General features: G+C 72.9%; 15 protein-coding genes and 1 pseudogene. 10 read left to right on the top strand and 6 right to left on the bottom strand.

Going from position 1 to position 18012, the window contains the following annotated elements; all coding sequences use genetic code 11:
- The first annotated feature begins 9 nt into the window (after positions 1-9).
- Positions 10-1266: an MFS transporter gene (locus C4U03_RS36690; protein ID WP_103944407.1), complete on the top strand. Its 1257-nt coding sequence runs from the start codon at positions 10-12 to the stop codon at positions 1264-1266.
- Positions 1267-1335: 69 nt separating this feature from the next.
- On the opposite strand, the gene C4U03_RS36685 is transcribed toward C4U03_RS36690, so the two are convergent.
- Entirely contained in the window at positions 1336-2022 is a 687-nt protein-coding gene (locus C4U03_RS36685) for a UdgX family uracil-DNA binding protein (RefSeq protein WP_103944406.1), read from the bottom strand.
- Positions 2023-2144: 122 nt separating this feature from the next.
- Here C4U03_RS36685 and C4U03_RS36680 point away from each other — a divergent pair, with 122 nt between their 5' ends.
- Together C4U03_RS36680 and C4U03_RS36675 are read left to right on the top strand one after the other, a co-directional pair.
- Positions 2145-2843 (top strand): metal-dependent transcriptional regulator, encoded by a 699-nt coding sequence (locus C4U03_RS36680; RefSeq protein ID WP_103944405.1) that lies wholly within the window; start codon positions 2145-2147, stop codon positions 2841-2843.
- Positions 2844-3008: 165 nt separating this feature from the next.
- Entirely contained in the window at positions 3009-5252 is a 2244-nt protein-coding gene (locus tag C4U03_RS36675) for an ATP-binding SpoIIE family protein phosphatase (protein ID WP_103944404.1), read from the top strand.
- Positions 5253-5307: 55 nt separating this feature from the next.
- Here the strand turns inward: C4U03_RS36675 and C4U03_RS36670 are convergent, their stop codons facing one another.
- Together C4U03_RS36670 and C4U03_RS40840 are read right to left on the bottom strand one after the other, a co-directional pair.
- Positions 5308-6102 carry a class I SAM-dependent methyltransferase gene (locus tag C4U03_RS36670; RefSeq protein WP_103944403.1) on the bottom strand — a complete coding sequence of 265 codons (795 nt, stop codon included), beginning with the start codon at positions 6100-6102 and terminating at the stop codon, positions 5308-5310.
- Positions 6103-6193: 91 nt separating this feature from the next.
- Positions 6194-6352 (bottom strand): hypothetical protein, encoded by a 159-nt coding sequence (locus C4U03_RS40840; RefSeq protein WP_160147223.1) that lies wholly within the window; start codon positions 6350-6352, stop codon positions 6194-6196.
- A gap of 123 nt (positions 6353-6475) precedes the next feature.
- Here C4U03_RS40840 and C4U03_RS36665 point away from each other — a divergent pair, with 123 nt between their 5' ends.
- Positions 6476-6892: a hypothetical protein gene (locus C4U03_RS36665; protein ID WP_235018356.1), complete on the top strand. Its 417-nt coding sequence runs from the start codon at positions 6476-6478 to the stop codon at positions 6890-6892.
- A 377-nt stretch (positions 6893-7269) separates the two neighbouring features.
- Positions 7270-8418, top strand: coding sequence for an acetyl-CoA C-acetyltransferase (locus C4U03_RS36660; RefSeq protein ID WP_103944402.1), 1149 nt, complete (start codon positions 7270-7272; stop codon positions 8416-8418).
- Between the two features lie 123 nt (positions 8419-8541).
- On the opposite strand, the gene C4U03_RS36655 is transcribed toward C4U03_RS36660, so the two are convergent.
- Positions 8542-10512: an acyl-CoA dehydrogenase family protein gene (locus C4U03_RS36655; protein ID WP_103944401.1), complete on the bottom strand. Its 1971-nt coding sequence runs from the start codon at positions 10510-10512 to the stop codon at positions 8542-8544.
- 255 nt (positions 10513-10767) lie between these two features.
- Between C4U03_RS36655 and C4U03_RS36650 the strand changes: the two genes are divergently transcribed.
- Together C4U03_RS36650 and C4U03_RS36645 are read left to right on the top strand one after the other, a co-directional pair.
- Positions 10768-11535: an IclR family transcriptional regulator gene (locus C4U03_RS36650; RefSeq protein WP_103944400.1), complete on the top strand. Its 768-nt coding sequence runs from the start codon at positions 10768-10770 to the stop codon at positions 11533-11535.
- A 249-nt stretch (positions 11536-11784) separates the two neighbouring features.
- Positions 11785-12597: a class I SAM-dependent methyltransferase gene (locus C4U03_RS36645; RefSeq protein ID WP_103944399.1), complete on the top strand. Its 813-nt coding sequence runs from the start codon at positions 11785-11787 to the stop codon at positions 12595-12597.
- A 282-nt stretch (positions 12598-12879) separates the two neighbouring features.
- On the opposite strand, the gene C4U03_RS36640 is transcribed toward C4U03_RS36645, so the two are convergent.
- Entirely contained in the window at positions 12880-15753 is a 2874-nt protein-coding gene (locus C4U03_RS36640) for an ATP-binding protein (protein ID WP_103944398.1), read from the bottom strand.
- Positions 15754-15985: 232 nt separating this feature from the next.
- On the opposite strand from C4U03_RS36640, the gene C4U03_RS36635 reads away from it, so the two are divergent.
- A complete protein-coding gene (locus C4U03_RS36635; RefSeq protein ID WP_103944397.1) occupies positions 15986-16588 on the top strand; it encodes a hypothetical protein in 603 nt (200 codons plus the stop codon).
- 101 nt (positions 16589-16689) lie between these two features.
- Positions 16690-16890 carry a hypothetical protein gene (locus C4U03_RS36630; RefSeq protein WP_146087661.1) on the top strand — a complete coding sequence of 67 codons (201 nt, stop codon included), beginning with the start codon at positions 16690-16692 and terminating at the stop codon, positions 16888-16890.
- A gap of 29 nt (positions 16891-16919) precedes the next feature.
- On the opposite strand, the gene C4U03_RS36625 is transcribed toward C4U03_RS36630, so the two are convergent.
- The gene (locus tag C4U03_RS36625; protein ID WP_200827718.1) at positions 16920-17726 is read right to left on the bottom strand and encodes an SAM-dependent methyltransferase; all 807 of its coding nucleotides are present in this window, start codon (positions 17724-17726) and stop codon (positions 16920-16922) included.
- Between the two features lie 110 nt (positions 17727-17836).
- On the opposite strand from C4U03_RS36625, the pseudogene C4U03_RS42300 reads away from it, so the two are divergent.
- Positions 17837-18012: pseudogene (locus C4U03_RS42300) on the top strand (deoxyribose-phosphate aldolase); the annotation flags it as partial.

Here is an 18012-nt window from a genome sequence, read left to right as displayed (position 1 = left end):
TCCAAGGTCATGACACCCGGCCGGTGGCGGCGGCTGGCCATCGACACCCGGCCGCTGGGCCACGCCGCCTACCGGCGGCTCTGGCTGGGGCAGGCCGTGTCGTTCCTGGGCTTCCAGGTGACGGCCGTGGCGGTGCCGGTGCAGGTGTACGACATGACCGGCTCCTCGTTCTGGGTCGGGGTGCTCGGCCTGGTCAACCTGGTGCCGCTGATCGTCTTCGGCCTGTGGGGCGGCGCCGTCGCCGACCATGTGGACCGCCGCCGGCTGCTGCTGGCGGCCTCCTGCGTGACCTGGGTGGCCACGTTGCTGCTGCTGGCCCAGGCGCTGCTGGGCGTGCACAACCTGGCGTTGATCATGGCGACGGTGGCGGTGCATGCCTCCGGGTTCGCGGTGGCCTCGCCCACCCGCGGCGCGATCATCCCCCGGCTGGTGGACAAGGAACGGGTGGCCGCCGCCAACACCCTCAACTTCACCGCCAGCCAGATCGGGATGCTGGCCGGGCCGCTGGCGGCCGGGTACATCCTGGCCCACTGGAACTACTCGGCCGCCTACGCCCTGGACGCGGTGCTGTTCACCGTCGGGCTGTACGCCGCGCTGCGGCTGCCGCCCATCCCGCCGCTGGGCGAGCGGACCGGCAGCCCCGGCCTGCGCTCGGTGGCCGAGGGCCTGCGCTACCTGGCGACCCAGCCCGTGCTGCTGATGTCGTTCGTGGTGGACATCATCGCGATGGGCGTGGCCATGCCCCGCGCGCTGTTCCCCGAACTGGCCGAGACCCGCTTCGGCGGGGCGGAGGCGGTGGGCTGGCTGTTCGCCGCGATCTCCATCGGCTCGATGCTGGGCGGGCTGCTGTCGGGCTGGATCGAGCGCGTCCACCGGCAGGGCCTGGCGCTGGTCGCCGCGATCTTCGTGTGGGGGGTGGCCGTGGCCGCCGCCGGGCTGGCCCACAGCCTGTGGCTGGCGGTGCTGCTGCTGGCCGTCGGCGGGGCGGCCGACCTGATCTCGGCGGTGTTCCGGCAGACGATGCTGCAGACGTACGCGCCGGACGAGATGCGCGGCCGCATGCAGGGCGTCTTCGTCGTCGTGGTGGCGGGCGGGCCGCGGCTCGGCGACCTGCGCGCCGGGGCGACCGCCGCGATGACCGGCGCCACCGTGTCCTGGGTGGGCGGCGGTGTGGCCTGCGCGGTCCTGGTCGTGGTGGTGTCCCTGTGCGTTCCGGCCCTGCTGCGGTACGACACCCGCTCCGCCCGGCCGCCCGCGGCGCCGTGAGGATCGTCCGGCCCGGTGCCCCGGGGGCCCGGGAGGCGAGGAGAACGGCGTCCGGAGAGCGGCCCCCGATCAGGCCAGCGCTTGGGCGGCGACCCTGAGATCGGCCACCATCCCGGCGTACATCGCCTCGCGGTCGTCGCTGCGCAGGACCGCCGAGGGATGGATCGTCGCGACGATGTGCCCGGCCGTCTCGCCGCCTTCTTCGGCGATACGGGCGGCCTGCCGGGTGCCCAGCGTCTCCGGTGGCGGGCATGTCAGCAGCCTGCCGCGGTACTGCGTGACGCGGAACGCCGAGCCCAGCAGCGCCCTGCCAGCAACGGCGCCCAGCGCCACGACGACCTCCGGCTCGATCAGCCGTAGCTCAGCCAGCAGCCACGGCCGGCAGGCGGTGACCTCGGCGGCGCTCGGCGGCTGCGGCCGGCGGCGCCCGCCGCCCGCGGTCCTGGCGAACTTGAAGTGCTTGACCGCGTTGGTGACGTAGGCGTCCTCCCGCCTGATCCCAGCCTCCTCCAGCGCCTGGTCGAGCAGCCGCCCGGCCGGGCCGACGAACGGCCTGCCCGTGCGGTCCTCCTGGTCCCCGGGGCCCTCTCCGACCAACACCACCTGGGCGCTCGGCTCGCCCTCCCCGAACACGGTCTGTGTCGCGTCGGCGTACAAGGGGCAGCCTCGGCAGCCGGCCGCCGCCCGGCGGAGAGCGGCCAGATCCGCGTGTTCCGGCACGTAGGGGCCGGCGTCGTGGGAAGATTCGGCGCTCATAACGCGTTGCTTCTACCCATTACGGCATTCGTTACGTCCGGTGATGTGCACGGGCACCGTCGACGGCCGCCCCTGCACGGCCCTGACGAAGTAGACTTGGAGCTTCGAGAGCGGAGGGAGCCTTGACCTCACACGGCCTGATCGACACGACGGAGATGTATCTCCGGACGGTGTTCGAGCTCGAAGAGGAGGGGATCATTCCCCTGCGCGCGCGCATCGCCGAGCGGCTGTCCCAGAGCGGCCCGACCGTGAGTCAGACGGTCGCCCGGATGGAACGCGACGGCCTGCTGCGGGTCGAGGGCGACCGGCACCTCGAGCTCACCGCGACCGGCCGGGGTCTGGCCACCCGCGTGATGCGCAAGCACCGTCTCGCCGAGTGCCTGCTGGTGAACGTGATCGGACTGCCCTGGGAAGACGTCCACATCGAGGCGTGCCGCTGGGAGCACGTGATGAGCGAGGAGGTCGAGCGGCGGCTGGTGGCGCTGCTGGGCAACCCGACGCACTGCCCGCACGGCAACCCGATCCCCGGGCTCGACGAGCTCGGCGTGTCCGAGGACGGCGAGGAGTCCGGTCCACTCGACGTGATGACCGACGTCGCCACCCCGGCCGGCACCCCAGCGGTGGTGCGGCGGATCAGTGAGCAGGTGCAGAGCGACAGCGATCTGATGCTCATCCTCAAGCGACTGGGCATCCAGCCGGGACGAGAGGTGATGTTGGCGACCAGTGAGGACGGCGTCCGGGTGAGTTGTGACGACGAGCCGGAGGGCGCGACCGAGTTGCCGCGCCGCCTGGCCGAGCACGTGTTCGTCACCAGGCGTTGATCGTCTCCCGTTGACCGTCCCGCTCCGTACCGAAGATCTCCGCGGCGAGATGCCGTTCCCGCGTATCCGGAACGTGCTTTCGTCGTTCAATTACGAGGAAGGCGTGCGCGGTATCCGTGAAGGGGCAGATCGTGCTCGCTGTCGTGCCGGGGAGGCCGAGGTCCGATGAAGCGGTGGGGTGAGTCCTCCTTCGAGGCGCAGCTGCCGCCGGAGACGGTTCTCGCGCAGATGGAGATGGCGGTCATCGTCTGCGACCGCTTCAGCAACATCATCTACAGCAACGAGTTCGCGCACGAGCTGTTCGGCTTCGGCGGCGAGTACGTCGGGCAGTCGGTGCTGTCGCTGGGCATCGCCGAGGAGGACCGCGACCAGGCCACCGAGCTGGCCCGGCACGTCCTCAAGGGCGGCGTGTGGGAGGGCACGTTCTGCAACGTGCGCGCCGACGGCGCCACCGTCTACACCCGCGCGCACGCCGTCCCGCTGCGCCACCCGTCCGGCGCCGTGGACGGGGTCGTGATCTTCGCCCGTGAGGCGCTCCGCAGCAACCAGCGCGACCAGGAGCGCTACGGGCTGCTGGAGCGCATCGGCGAGCGGCTGGCCGGGTCGCTGGAGCTGGCCACCACGCTGCGCCAGATGGCCGACACCCTGGTCCCGCAGTTCGCCGACCACTGCTTCATCGACCTGTTCAGCGGCGACCGGCTGGTGCGCCGGGTGTCGCGGCACGCGGCCGGCTGGTCGCCGCCGCCCGGCACCTGGGCCGAGGTCGGCGAGCCGGTGTCGTACCCGCCCGGCCACTTCTGCGCCAAGGCCATGGAGCGCCGTGACGCGGTGCTGGTGGAGGACCTGGTGCAGCACCGGTTCTCCGCGCCCACCACCTCCAGCCGGCGGCTGGGCGACGACATGGGCATCACCTCGGTGATCGCCGCCCCGCTGTTGGCGCGCGGCGAGTTGCTGGGCGTGATGAGCCTGGCGCTGTCCAACCTCAGCAGACGCCCCGACCCGCACTACGACGGCTTCGACCGCGACCTGGTCGGGGCCATCGCCGGCCGGGTGGCGCTGGCGGTCGACAACGCGATGTTGTTCGAGACCGAGCGCGAGACGGCTCTGGCGTTCCAGAAGGACCTGCTGCCCGGCGACGCCCCGCCCCGGCTGGACGGGCTGAAGATCGCCTGGCGGTACGAGCCGGCCCGGCCGCTGGAGTCGCACGGGCACGGCATCCAGACCCAGGTCGGCGGCGACTGGTACGACGTGATCCCGCTGTCGGCGGGCCGGGTCGGCCTGGTGATCGGGGACGTGGAGGGCCGCGGCGCCCGCGCGGCGGCGGTGATGGGCCAGCTGCGGGCGGCGCTGCGGGCGTTCGCCCAGGACGACAAGCCGCCCGCGGAGATTCTGCGCGAGCTGGACGAGTGGACCCGCACGATGGGCGCGGCCCACCGGCCCCGCGGCGGCGAGGAACTGGCACGGCCGACGCTGGTGTCGTGCACCTACTTCGTGTACGACGCCTGGTCGCGGGTGCTGTCGTTCGCCAACGCCGGGCACGACCCGCCGCTGCTGATCTCCGACGGCCAGGTCGGCGAGCTGGAGTTCGACAGCAAGGGCGCCATGCTCGGGGTGCGCGGCTCCGGGGTGGGCGGCGAGATCCTGTTCAACGAGGAGAGCCGCGAGCTCAAGCCCGGTGCCACGCTGGTGCTCTACACCGACGGGCTGATCGACCGGCGGCCCAAGGACGACGGCGAGTACTACACCCGGGAAGAGTCGCGCCGGATGCTGCGCGAGGCGGTGGCCGCGGTGGCCGACGGCGACGTGGAGGCGATCGCCAACGCCGCCTACGAGGCGGTGCCGGGCGACGTCGACGACGACGTGGCGATCGTGGTGATCCGCACGTCCGCCGAGGAACTGGCGGTCGAGCAGCGCACCTTCACGGCAGAGCCGATCATGGTGTCGGAGGCGCGGCGGATGGCGTCGGACACCTTCGCCTCCTGGGGGGTGGACTCCGAACAGGCCGAGCTGGCCTGCCTGCTGGTCTCCGAGGTGGTCACCAACGTGGTGCTGCACGCCGCCAACGCCCCGGCGCCGCGCCGGGAGCCGGCGATGCCCCAGGTGGCCGGGCTGGGCTCGGGCGGCGATCCGGTGCTGTCGCTGGACGAGGAGCTGTGGGACCTGGGCATGGAACTGGGCCGCCGGGAGCCGGCGACCAAGGAGTTCCGGCTGCGGCTGCGGCGCGGGGCCGACGCGCTGTGGGTGGAGGTCTTCGACTCCGACCTGCGGCTGCCCCGCATCCGCAGCGCCGGGGAGACCGACGAGGGCGGCCGGGGCCTGTACCTGGTCGACCAACTCGCCACCCGGTGGGGCGCCCGCCCGACCTCCGACGGCAAGGCCGTGTGGTTCGAGCTTCCGCTGACGCCCTGACCGCGGCGGCCGCCGGTCTGCGGTGGCGCGCCGGGCCGCCCGTACGGGGTGCGGCTCAGCGGCGGTAGGGCTCGGCGGCCAGGTAGGCCCAGGTCTGGGTGAACCACATCTCCCCGCCGATGACGCGGGGCCTGGCGCCGGTGCGCGGACCGCCGTCCACCTCGTTCACCAGGGCGTGGCGGATGTCGTCGGCGCCGTGCGGATCCGGGGCGTCGGCCAGCCAGGGCTCCAGCGGCCGTTCCACGTTGATCCGCTCCAGCCGGCGCACGTGCGCGCCCGCCTCCGCCAGCAGCCGGGTGAGCCCGTCGACCGTGGCCAGTCCCGGGTGGCCGGGATCGCGCAGCCGTTCCAGCCGGTCGCGTTCCGGAGCGTCGTAGGCGGGCCGGACCGCCTCGGCGATGACCACCCGGCCGCCGGGCCGGCAGACCCGGACCATCTCGCGCAGCACCTGCGCCGGATCGCCCAGCCGCCGCAGCGAGAAACGCGAGGTGACCAGGGTGAACGTCCCGTCCCGGTAGGGCAGCGCGCAGGCGTCGGCCCGTACCGCCGAGGAGCCGGGGCCGCCGCCGTGCGTACGGCTGCGGTCGAACAGCACGGTGGGGGTGCGGCCGCCGGACCCAGAGCCCCGGGGAACGGGAAGGGGGCCGGTCGTGCCGGCCGTCACCTGGGTCGTGTCGACCGCGGTGACCCGGCGGACCAGTGGCTCCAGCGCGGCGGGCAGCGGTCCCCGGCCGTGGGAGAGGTCGAGGCACTCGTCGGCCGGGGAGGGCTCGGTGAAGTCCACGAGCCGGTCCACATGCGGGGAGACGGCGCTCCGATGCTGTCGGGCCCTGGCCGTGGTCGATGGCACGTCTTGTCTCCCTTGCCGCGCGGGGAAGCAGCTTTCTCAGCTAAGACGCCGCGGCCCGGGAAGAAGTTCGGCCGGTCCTCACCCGCCGGTCCTAATCCAGTGACTGCCCCCACACGGCCAGCACCACGATCATGAAGACGATGATGATCCCGCCGTAGGCGGGCACGGACCAGCGCAGCCGTCCGGCGATGTAACGCAGGATGTATGCGCACATCAGCGCCAGGAAGATAAGAAGGATCATTCCCGTCATGCGGACACCTCGGTGGCTCGGGGGCTCACCGGCAGCCTACGCGGGTCGGCGGCCGTACTCCGGGCGCGGCGGCGTGCGGATCCGGTGTCGAATCCCGTTCGGGAACGGCGATACGCTCCCGCTGTGGCAGATGTGAACGAAGAGCAGCGACGGGACCGCGTGGACGAGCTGATGGTGCAGTTGGCGCGCGGCAGGGTGGCGCTGGGCGTGACGGCGTTCCTGGCGCCGGGAGCGGTCGCCCGGGCGCTGGGCGCGGGCGCCGGGGCGGACCCCGGACGCGACCTGATGACCAGGATCTTCGCCGGCCGGGAGATCGCACTGGGCGCCGGATACCTGCTCAGCAAGGGGCAGGGCCGGGCGACCTGGGCGCGACTCGGCCTGGCGGTGGACGTGCTGGACGCGGTGGCCGCGATGAAGTCCCGCAAGCCGCGCGGCGGCGCCAAGGGCGTCCCGCTGTGGGCGGCGGGCGCGTTCTCGGCCGTCGCCGCCGGGGCTGCGGGCCTCGGCGCCGCCAAGGTCGCCAGGGACCTGACCGGCTGACCCCCCGGACCTCGAAACCGGGGTGGAGGCCCCGTCGGCCCGGCCGCCTGGAGGCGATCCCGCCGTGCGGCACACCGACGGCGGTGCCGGCCCGGCCGTCCGGGGGCGATCCCCGGACTCCCGCGGTGCCGGGCCGGCGGGTTCCACGGTCGTCCGGCCCGGCCGTAACCCCCGCATACCCTGGTAGGGGCTGCCGTGGCCTGGCCGGACGCGCCGTCCTCCGGGATGCCGGAGCCCGCCGGTACGGCTCTGGCGGAAATTGTGAGAACGGGCACCCACGACGCGGCGGACGGCACGTTGTAACCTCATACTGACAAGACCGAATCTGACTCGGTTTGCTCCGGGACGGAACCCCTACGCAGAAATCTGGAGGCGTCGTGGCCGAGGCGTACATCGTCGGCGCGGTCCGTACCCCTGTGGGCACCAAGAAGGGTGCCCTCAAGGACGTCCACTCCGCCGACCTCGGTGCCCATGTGCTCAAGGAGCTGATGAGCCGTACGGGGGTCGACCCGGCGGCCGTGGAAGACGTGATCATGGGCTGCGTCATGCAGGTCGGCGCGCAGACCCTGGACATCGCCCGCACCGCCTGGCTGTCGGCGGGCCTGCCCGAGCACGTGCCGGGCGTCACCATCGACCGGCAGTGCGGCTCCTCGCAGCAGGCCGTGCACTTCGCGGCCCAGGCGGTGCTGTCGGGCACCCAGGACCTGGTGGTCGCCGCGGGCGTGGAGAACATGGCCATGGTCCCGATGGGCTCGTCCGTCCCGATGGGCCCCGAGGGTCCGGCGGCCGGGCTGCCCTGGGGGCCGGGCTGGGCCGAGCGGTACGGCAAGCAGGAGATCTCGCAGTTCCGCGGCGCGCAGCTGATGTGCGAGAAGTGGGGCTTCAAGCGCGGCGACCTGGAGCAGTTCGCGCTGGAGAGCCACCAGCGGGCGGCCAAGGCGCTGGAGAACGGCTACTTCGACCGGGAGATCGCCCCGCTGGGCGGGCTGGCCACCGACGAGGGCGTGCGCCCGGACACCACGCTGGAGAAGATGGCCGGCCTCAAGCCGCTGCGCGAGGGCTGGGAGATCACCGCCGCGGTGGCCTCGCAGATCTCGGTGGGCGCCTCGGCGCTGCTGCTGGCCTCCGAGGAGGCCGTCAAGCGGCACAACCTGACCCCGCGCGCCCGCATCCACACCCTGGCGGTGTGCGGCTCGGACCCGGTCTACATGCTCACCGGCCCGATCCCGGCCACCGAGAAGGTGCTGGCCAAGAGCGGGCTGAAGATCGACGACATCGACGCCACCGAGATCAACGAGGCGTTCGCCCCGGTCGTGCTGGCGTGGCTGAAGGAGATCGGCGCCGACCCGGCCCGGACCAACCCCAACGGCGGCGCCATCGCGCTGGGCCACCCGCTGGGCGCCACCGGCGGCGTCCTGATGACCAAGCTGCTGCACGAGCTGGAGCGCACCGGCGGCCGCTACGGCCTGCAGACCATGTGCGAGGGCGGCGGCCAGGCCAACGCCACCATCATCGAGCGCCTGTGACATGACCGGCTGAGCCGGACGGAACCGGCGGGCGGGACCGTACCGCGGTCCCGCCCGCCGCCGTATCCGCGACCTGGAGGCGCACCGGCGGTCCGCCCGCGGGTGGGGCTGACCGCGGAGCGCTCAGGGGAAGGGCCGGTGCACGTCCTCGGCCTTGCTGGGGCCGGGGGCGGCGTCGGCGATCCACGGGCCGGGGATGGACGGGTCGAGGACGCCCTCCTCCAGCCAGGTGAACTCGCCCGCCATGATCCGCCTGGCCAGCCGGGAGTCGTGGGCGTCGGTGTTGTGCCACAGCGCCTCGAAGAGCGCCTCCACCCGTACGCGGGCCTGCCGGCAGAAGGCGTCGGCGAGCGCGTAGGCGCCGGCGCCCGGATCGGCCTCCCGGTCCATCCTGGCCCGTACGCAGACGGCGCTCATCGCGAACAGTTCGGCGCCGATGTCGACCATCCGGCCCAGGAACCCCTGCCTGTGCTCCAGCGCGCCCTGCCAGCGGGCGGCGGCGTAGAAGGTGGAACGGGCCAGCTTGCGGGAGGCGCGCTCCACGTAACGCAGATGGGGTGCCAGCGGCCCGAACTCACCGTAGGAGCCTGGACGGCTGCCGGGGCCGGTGACCAGCGTCGGCAGCCAGCGCGCGTAAAAGCCCCCGGCCCGGACTGCGGCGCGCGCCTTGTCGCCCCGCCCGGCCTCCGGGTCGATGATGTCCCCGGCCACCGACAGGTGGGCGTCCACCGCCTCCCGGGCGATCAGCAGATGCATGATCTCCGTGGAGCCCTCGAAGATCCGGTTGATGCGCAGGTCGCGCAGCACCTGCTCGGCGGGCACCCCGCGCTCGCCCCGGGCGGCCAGCGACTCGGCGGTCTCGTACCCCCGGCCGCCGCGCAACTGGACCAGCTCGTCGGCGATCCGGCAGGCCATCTCCGAGGCGTACAGCTTGGCCAGGGCCGCCTCGATGCGGATGTCGTTGCGCTCGTCGTCGGCCAGTGAGCTCGCCAGGTCGACCATCGCCTCCAGCGCGTAGGAGGTCGCGGCGATGAAGGCCAGCTTGGTGGAGATGGCCTCGTGCTCGCCGATCGGGCGGCCCCACTGCACCCGGTGCGCGCTCCACTGGCGGGCGATCGAGGTGGCCCACTTGGCCGCCGCCGCGCACAGCGCCGGCAGCGACAGCCGGCCGGTGTTCAGCGTGGTCAGCGCGATCTTCAGCCCGGCGCCCTCCCGGCCGATCAGGTTGCGGGCCGGCACCCGGACCTCGTGGAAGCGGGTGACGCCGTTCTCGATGCCGCGCAGCCCCATGAACGCGTTGCGGTTCTCCACCGTGATGCCGGGGGAGCCGGCCTCTACCACGAACGCCGAGATCCCGCCGCGGTGCCCGGGGGAGGCGGGCACCCGTGCCATCACCACCAGCAGGTCGGCGACCACGCCGTTGGTCGTCCACAGCTTGACGCCGTCGAGCACGTACTCCCGGCCGTCCGGCGACGGCACCGCGGTGGTCCGCAGCCGGGCCGGATCCGAGCCCACGTCGGGCTCGGTGAGCAGGAACGCGCTGATCTCGTTGACGCAGCGGGACAGCCAGACCTCCTTCTGCTCGTCCGTGCCGAACAACTGGATGGGCTGCGGCACGCCGATGGACTGGTGCGCCGACAGCAGCGCCCCGATCGCCGGGCTGACCGAACCCACCAGCATCAGCGCCCGCCCGTAGTACAGCTGGTTGAGCCCCAGCCCGCCGTACTTCTCGGGGATCTTCATGCCGAACGCGCCGATCTCCCGTAGGCCCGCCACCAACTCGTCGGGGATGCGCGCCTCGCGCTCGATGCGAACCGGGTCGATCCGGTCGGCGCAGAACCGGCGCAGCCGGGCCAAGAACGCCTCCCCCCGAGCCGCGGCCTCCTCGGCCGGGCGGGGGTGCGGATGGATCAGCTCCAGCCGTGGGCAGCCCATGAACAGTTGTTTTCCAAAACTGGGCAACCGCCACTCGGTCTCACGGGCGGCCTCGGCGACCTTGCGGGCGGTGCGTTCGTCGACGCGTTCGTCGGTGGCGGGGGCGGCCGGGGCCGCCGTGGCCCCGGTCGCCGCGGGCTTGCGGTTCGGCTCGCTCATACCGGCTCCTTCAGGTGGTCCGCCGTGCGGTCGCGCCCGGATCGTGCCAGGATGCGACCCCTTCTGGTGGTACCCGGTCCGGGCCGGAAGACGACCCGGCCGCTCAGGAACCCGCGAAAGGGACCGTTCCATTTCCTGGACGCGCCTTCCTGAATTCCACCGAAACGCTGTATCGGCCATCCGTTAAGTGATCCAATGCCATGAGTATTGACGAAGTCCTTGACCTGATCTGTTCGGAAGGGTTCACTGCCCGTGATGGACGAGACGCGGAAACCGACTCTCATCGCCTCGGTGCAGCGGGCGCTGCACCTGATGGAGGCGGTGGCGTCGCATCCCAACGGCGCACCGGCCAAGCAGCTCGCCCGGGAGGCGCGGCTGCCGCTGGCGACCACCTACCACCTGCTGCGCACGCTGGCCCACGAGGGCTACGCCAGCAGGCTCCCCAGCGGGGTGTGGGTGCTGGGCGACCGGCTGCAGACGCTGCAGGGCCGCAGCAGCACCCAGCGGCTGCTGTCGCGCATCCGGCCCGCCCTGGTGGCGCTGCGCGACGAGCTGGGCGCGGCCGCCTACTTCGGCCTGCACGAGGACGGCGAGATCCGCATCATCGACATCGCCGACGGGCCCCGCACCCCCCGGGTCGATCTGTGGGTGGGCTTCGAGGAGGCGGCGCACGCCACCGCGATCGGCAAGTGCGTGCTGCGGCAACTGGACGACGACCGCCGGCTGGAGTACCTGTCGCGGCACCCCCTGGTGGATCTGACCCCCAACACCATCACCGAGCCGCGCGAGCTGCTGCGGGCCCTGCGCACCCCCGGTGAGCTGGCCCTCGACCGGGAGGAGTACGCCCTCGGCACCGGCTGTGCCGCGGTCCCGGTCACCGACGCGACCGGATCCGTGGTGGGCGCCCTGGCGGTGTCCTGCCGCCCGAGCAGGCTTCCCAAGATCGAGGCCGCCGCGTCCCGGCTGCGGGCCACCGCCGCCCGGCTGCAGCGCGCGATCACCCTGACCCTGTCGGCCGGCTGAGCGGACGGGCCCACGGCGCGTCCGGGCGGCCATTTCCGGCGTTGTACCCGGGTCCGGTGGTGCGCAAGTCGTCCGGGCGGCCTGCGGTTGCGGCTGCGGATAGACTGGCCCGGTATTCGCGCCCGAGATCGGCCCGACCCCTGGCCGCCCACCCGGTGGCCGTTCCCGCCGATCCGGCGAAAACGTCGAGTTGAACGCAAGCAGCACGTCGGTGGCAGGCCGGGTGGTGCGATCAGCGAGCGGAAACCAATGCAGTCATCGAAGCAGCGCAAGTCCATTGCCGGCACCCTCCTGAAGCTGCTGGGCAGCAAATCCCGGCCGGTCGCTCCCGCCTCCGGCGACGGCGAGGTCGTCCAGCCGGCGGCCGGTGAGGGCGCCCTGGAGAACCACCTCGGCGGCGACGAGGCCCGCAACTACCGCAAGTACGAGTACGACATGGTGGCCCCGCACGTGGGCCGGTCGCTGCTGGAGGTCGGCTCCGGGCTGGGCCACTTCTCCGAGCAGTTCGCCGGCCGGCTGGACTACCTGGTGGTCAGCGACAACGACCCGTACTGCGTGGGCCAGCTGCGCGAGCGCTACGAGGGCAACCCCGACGTCGAGGTCATCGACCTCGCGCTGCCCACCGACATCAAGATCCGCCAGAAGGTGGACACCGTCGTCATGATGAACGTGCTGGAGCACATCAAGGACGACGTCCAGGCCCTACGGGACCTGGCGGCGGTGACCCTGCCCGGTGGCCGCATCGTCATCTGGGTGCCCGGCTACATGCAGCTGTACGGCGACTTCGACCGCAAGGTGGGGCACGTCACCCGCTACACCCCGGCCACCCTGACCCGGTCGGTGCGCGCCGCCGGGCTCGTCCCCGAGGTGTGCAAGCCGATCAACTTCCTCGGCGGCATCGCCTGGTGGGCGGCGGTGCGCCGGGGCGGCGCCGGCTACCCCGACCCCCGGCTGGTCAAGATCTACGACCGTACGGTCGTCCCCACCACCCGGGCCATCGAGCGGCTGGTCCGGCCCCCGTTCGGCCAGACCGTCTTCTGCGTCGCCCGCGTTCCGCACTGATCCGCCTCTCCCGGGCCGGCTCCGGCCCCTGAGACTGAGACGCCGGGCGATCCGGCGTCCGTATCTTCCCGGAGGCTTCATCGGGAGGCCCAGCGGTGCCGGAGACCCGTCCTCCCGGACGGGTCTCCGGCGCCCTCCGAACGGAGGGGCGGCCCGTTCCCCGGAACGAGACTCGGCACAGGCCGGCCCCACCCCGATGGGTGGCCCGGACGGTTCGGCGGTGGGGGCGAGGAGGGGAGCGCCCACCGCCGGACATGCCGTGCGGCTCGCGTCCCCGGACGCTCAGGCGCCGGCCAGCCCCAGGCGGTGGGCGGTGGCGGCGGCCTCACCGCGGCTGGCGACCTCCAGCTTGGCCAGGATGTTGGAGACGTGGACGCTGGCGGTCTTGGCCGAGATGAACAGGGTCTCGGCGATATCGCGGTTGGTGCGGCCCTGGGCGACCAGCCGGAGCACCTCCAGCTCGCGGGGCGTGAGGCCGTGCGCGGGACGCTCGGCGGGGGCGTGCGCGCCGTTGACGCGGGCCCGGCGGGACAGGTCCGCCACGCGCCGCACCAGCGGCTCGGCGCGCAGCCGCTCGGCCAGCGCCGCGGCCTGGTGCAGCCGGGCGGCGGCCAGGTCGCGGTCGCCGTCGGCCAAGGCCGCCTCCGCGGCGTGGGCCAGTGACTTGGCCTGCGGGAACGGCTCGCTGATGCCCTCCCAGGCGACGGCCGCCGCGTCCCAGGCGGCGCGGTCCCAGACGCCGCGGGCATGGGCGGTCTTGGCGACGAAGGTGACGCGGTGCGCCTCCTGCAGGGGGCCCCGCACGGTCAGCTCGGCCGCCCGCTTCTCGATGCGCTCCAGCATCGCCGTGCCGGCGGCCCGGTCGGGCAGCACGCCGCACGCGTGCGCGCCGATGAGCAGCACCGGCCAGGCGTACCGGGCGTCGTCCGGCAGGTCCGGGTTGGTCAGCACGTTCTCCACCGACGCCAGCGCCTCGTCGGGACGGCCCTGCGCCAGCCGCAGCGCCGACTCCAGCCGCAGCATGGCGAAGTAGTCCTGGGTCTTGCGCCACATGATCTCGCGGGCCGGGGCCAGCTGTGCCTCCGCCTCGGCGAAGTCGCCGCGGGCCAGCGCGATCTCTCCGGCCAGCACGTGCAGCGAGGTCCGGATGGCCGGCGCCGGGTCCTGCTCCAGGGCCTGGCGCAGGCAGACCAGCGCCTCGTCCCAGTGACCCAGCGACACCAGCGGCTCGGCCATGTTGATGGCCAGGAACGTGCCGTGCGTGCGCGAGAGGCCGAACTCGCGGGCCAGTTCGATGCCCTGGCGGGCCACCTCGGCGGCCTCGGCGTGCCGTCCGGAGCCCTCCAGGTAATGGGATCTGAGCACGGCCACCCGCAGCAGCGGGCGCTGGTTGCCCGAGCGCTGGGCGATCCGCTCGACCTCCTGGAGCTCCTCCAGCCCGCCGTCGTAGTCGATGTCCACGCAGAACAGCGTGAGCAGTGCGTCGACCTCCGCGTCGAGGTCGGCGATCCGGCGGGCGATGGCCAGCGACTCCCGCGCGGCGACCAGGGCCTCCTCGGTACCGGTGATCAGGCGCGCGTACTTGGCGAGGGAGGCCAGCGCGCGGGCCCGCACCGCGCTGGGCGGCTCGGCGGGCAGCCGTCCGACGGCGGCCCGCAGGTCGTCGATGTAACCCGGCAGCGCCAGCTCGTAGGACATCTGGCCGCGCTGCTCCAGCAGGCTGGCACAGCGGGCGTCGTCGCCGAGCGCCTCGACCTCGCGCAGCGCAGCGGTGGCGAGCTTGATGCCGCGTTCGTGCTCGCCGGCCAGCTCGGCGGCCATGACGGCCTGCTCCAGCACGTCGGCGTGGGCGGCGCCGATCCGTTCGGCCGCGTCCGGCACCTTGTGCCACAGTTCCAGGACGCGCGACAGCATCGTCAGGCACTCGGCGTAGGCGACGGCCTTGCGCGCGTCGCCGGCCGCCCGCCAGGCGCTGACCAGCGCCCAGGTGGAGTCGTGGGCCGAGTACCAGTGGTGCGACAGCAGCACCCACAGCCGCCCGGACGGCGCCAGCACCGGATCGTTCTCCAGGGCCTCGGCGTAGCGGGCGTGCAGCCGGGTGTGCTCGCCGGGCAGCAGGTCGTCGTGGAGGGCCTCGCGGATCAGCGCGTGCCGGAACGCGTACCCGTCGCCGTCCACCACCAGGACGTTGGCCTCCACCGCGGGCCGCAGCACCCGGGTCAGCGTGGTGTCGTCCATCCCGGACACCGCCGCCAGCAGCGCGTGCTCGATGCGGGTGCCGCCCGCGCTGGCCACCCGCAGCGCGTCCTGGGTCTCCTCCGGCAGCCGCTGGACGGCGGCCAGCAGCAGGTCGCGCAGCGACTCGGGCAACCCGCACGCCAGGCTGCCGTCACGGGCCAGCAGCGCCTCCACGAACAGCGGGTTGCCCTCGCTGCGCTCGTGGACCCGCTCGACCAGCCCGGCCGGCGGCTCGCCGTCCAGCAGCCCGCGCGCCAGCTCACCGACCTCGCCGCGGGTCAGCCGGGTCAGCTCGATCCGGCGGACGCGGTCGACCCGGTCCAGCTCGGCCAGTAGCCGGCGCAGCGGATGGGTGCGGTGCAGCTCGTCGGCGCGGTAGGTGACCAGGATCAACAGCGGCGCGGTGCCCGCGTTGCGGACCAGGAACGCCAGCAGGTCGCGGGTGGAGCGGTCGGCCCAGTGCGCGTCCTCGATCACCAGCACGGTCGGGGTGCGTTCGGCCAGCCGTTCCAGCAGGGTGAGGACCAGCTCGAACAGCCGGGCGCGCTCCTCGCCGGAGGCGGCGTCGGTCTCCGGCTCGCCGAACTCCGGCAGCAGCCGGGCCAGCCCGCCGGTGGCCGAGCGCGGCAGCAGCCCCGCCACCCCGTCGATGCCGATCTCCCGGACCAGCCCGCGCAGCACGGCGGTGAACGGGGCGAACGGCAGGCCGTCGGAGCCCAGCTCCAGGCAGCCGCCCACCAGCACCCGGGCGCCGTCGGCGGTGGCCCGCTCGGTGAACTCCCGCAGCAGCCGGGTCTTGCCGACTCCGGCCTCCCCGCCGATCAGCAGCGCGCCGGGCGCCTCGGCGAGTGCCGTCCGCAGCCGATTCAGCTCGCTGGATCTGCCGACCAGAACGGGACTTACCGAACGCGCGCTCACCCATCCAGCATGCCATCCGAACCGGGCCGAGATCCCGTCAATTTCGGTCATACCGGTAGTGGACCGGTGACGGGCCGACATCAGCCGACATCGACCGGCATCGGCCACCATGGGAACTTCCCGGCCGGACGCGGAAACTCGGGTCTGGAAAACGGCGTCAAAGGGGGAGATTATCGGCAAGGCGTGCCGAGACCGTCCGCCCCGGCGCGCCGACCAGGCTCAGGAGTAGGTCATGCAGGGCCCTTACCAGCCGTACGCCCCGATACCGCCGGGTCCGCCACTGCCGCCGCGCCGGGACCGGGCCAATCTCGTGCCGCTCTTCATCATCATCGGCGTCCTGGCGGTGGCGCTGCTGGGCACCCTCACCTATCTGGTGGTCAAGGTGGGTGGGGACGACGACCTTCGCACCGGCACCGTGGTGACGCCCACACGCGCGGCCAACCCGCGCGCGATCAACGCGGCGTTCTCCGGCACCTGGACGGGCTCGGGCTACTACCACAACAACGACGGCGAGAAGCGGAACTTCGACGCCACTCTCACCCTGACCGAGGGTGGGGAGACCGGCACGTCCTCCTACACCGGCTTCGTCTGCTCGGGCACCCTGCGGGTGGAGTCGGTGACCCCCGACAAGGTGGTCATGTACGAGGTCATCACCCAGGGCAACGAACCTGGCGGCAACTGCTCGGACGCGGCGACCGGCTATGTCACACTGACCCTCCGGTCCGATGGCACCGTTTTGTACTCCTGGTACGGCAACCGGGACAAGATGCTGTCTGGCGACACCTCCTCGCAGGCGACCCTGAGCCGTCAGCAGTCCTCGACCACCACGACCTGACGGCACGTCCGGGCGACGGCCGGGAGAGTGCGCTCGATCACGGCGTCCCGGCCGGTCCCGCCTCTACCCTGGTCCGGACCCCCGGACCGAGAGGCGATGACGTGCGGGATGACCGTGATTTCGTGGCGCTGATGAGCTTCGTGTCCGGGCTCTTCGCGGCGGTGCTGCTGCTGGCCCCGCCCGGCGACCGGTGGCAGGCGTACGTCTCCGCCTGCGTCTGCACGGGCCTGATGCTCCTGTTCGGGGTCTCCTGGACGGTGATGACGGTCGCGAGTGCGCTGGACGCCCGCGCCCGCGGGTAGCCGGCGGGTAGTCGGCGCGGCGGAACGCGTCAGAGCACCCGGGCCACGCCGCCGAACTCGATCCACTCGGTGGTCGGCTGGCGGACGTCACCGGGCTCGGGATGCCAGGAGGAGATCTCCACCAGGCCCGGTTCGACGAGCTCCAGCCCCTCGAACCAGGGGGCGATCTCGTCGGGATGGCGGACCCGCCCCCAGCCGCCGCCGGTGGCGCCGTGCAGGAACTCCGTCAGCCGCCTGCGCATCCGGGCGTCGGTGGATACCAGATGGCTGAGGACCACCAGGCTGCCGGGGGCCAGCCGGTCGGCGACCCGGCGGATGAGGCCGCCGGGGTCGTCGGAGTCGGGGATGCAGTGCAGCACGGACACGAACAGCGCGGCGACCGGCTCGGCGAAGTCGATCAGCTGCTTGACGTCCGGATGGCCCAGCACCTCCTCGACCCGGCGCAGGTCGGCGGTGATCACCGTGGTTCGGTCCCGGTCGGCCAGCAGCGCCCGGGCGTGCGCCAGCACCACAGGGTCGTTGTCGACGTAGACCACGCGCGCCGACGGGTCGGCGCGCTGCGCGATCTGGTGGACGTTCTCCGCGGTGGGCAGTCCCGAACCGTGGTCGATGAACTGGCGGACGCCCTCACGCTCGGCCGCGTACCGGACGGCCCGGCGCAGAAACCGCCGGTTGATGACGGCGAGCTGCCGGCTGCTGGGGGCGATCCTCAGCAGATGCTCGGCCGCCTGCCGGTCGGCGGCGTAGTTCTCCCGGCCGCCCAGCAGATAGTCGTACATCCGCGCCACATTGGCGGTGTGGCTCGAGGGTGAGGGGACCGGTCCTGCCGACGACACCGCGGCTCCTACGACACTCCGTTGGCTGACGCTTGATCGTACTTGCCGGTAGGCCGTGGGCAAGGGCGAGGTGCCGGGACACGGCTGCCCGTTTTGAGAGGTCGGGCGGCATGGGCGATGCTGGGCGGGTGTCAACGGAGACTCTGACGGACGCGCCGGGCGGCAACGCCGGGCTGCGCGCATTTCTGCACGGCCTGCCGGGTGTGGATCAGGTGGGGGCTGAGGAGCGGGCGGCTCGGCTGGGGACTCGTTCGATCAAGGCCTCGGCGAAGGCGGAGGCGATTGA

It is taken from the genome of Thermomonospora echinospora, assembly GCF_900108175.1.
In the GTDB taxonomy this organism is placed as follows: domain Bacteria; phylum Actinomycetota; class Actinomycetes; order Streptosporangiales; family Streptosporangiaceae; genus Thermomonospora; species Thermomonospora echinospora.
Note: the sequence above shows the minus strand (reverse complement) of the source record. Positions and strands in the feature narration are given on the sequence as shown.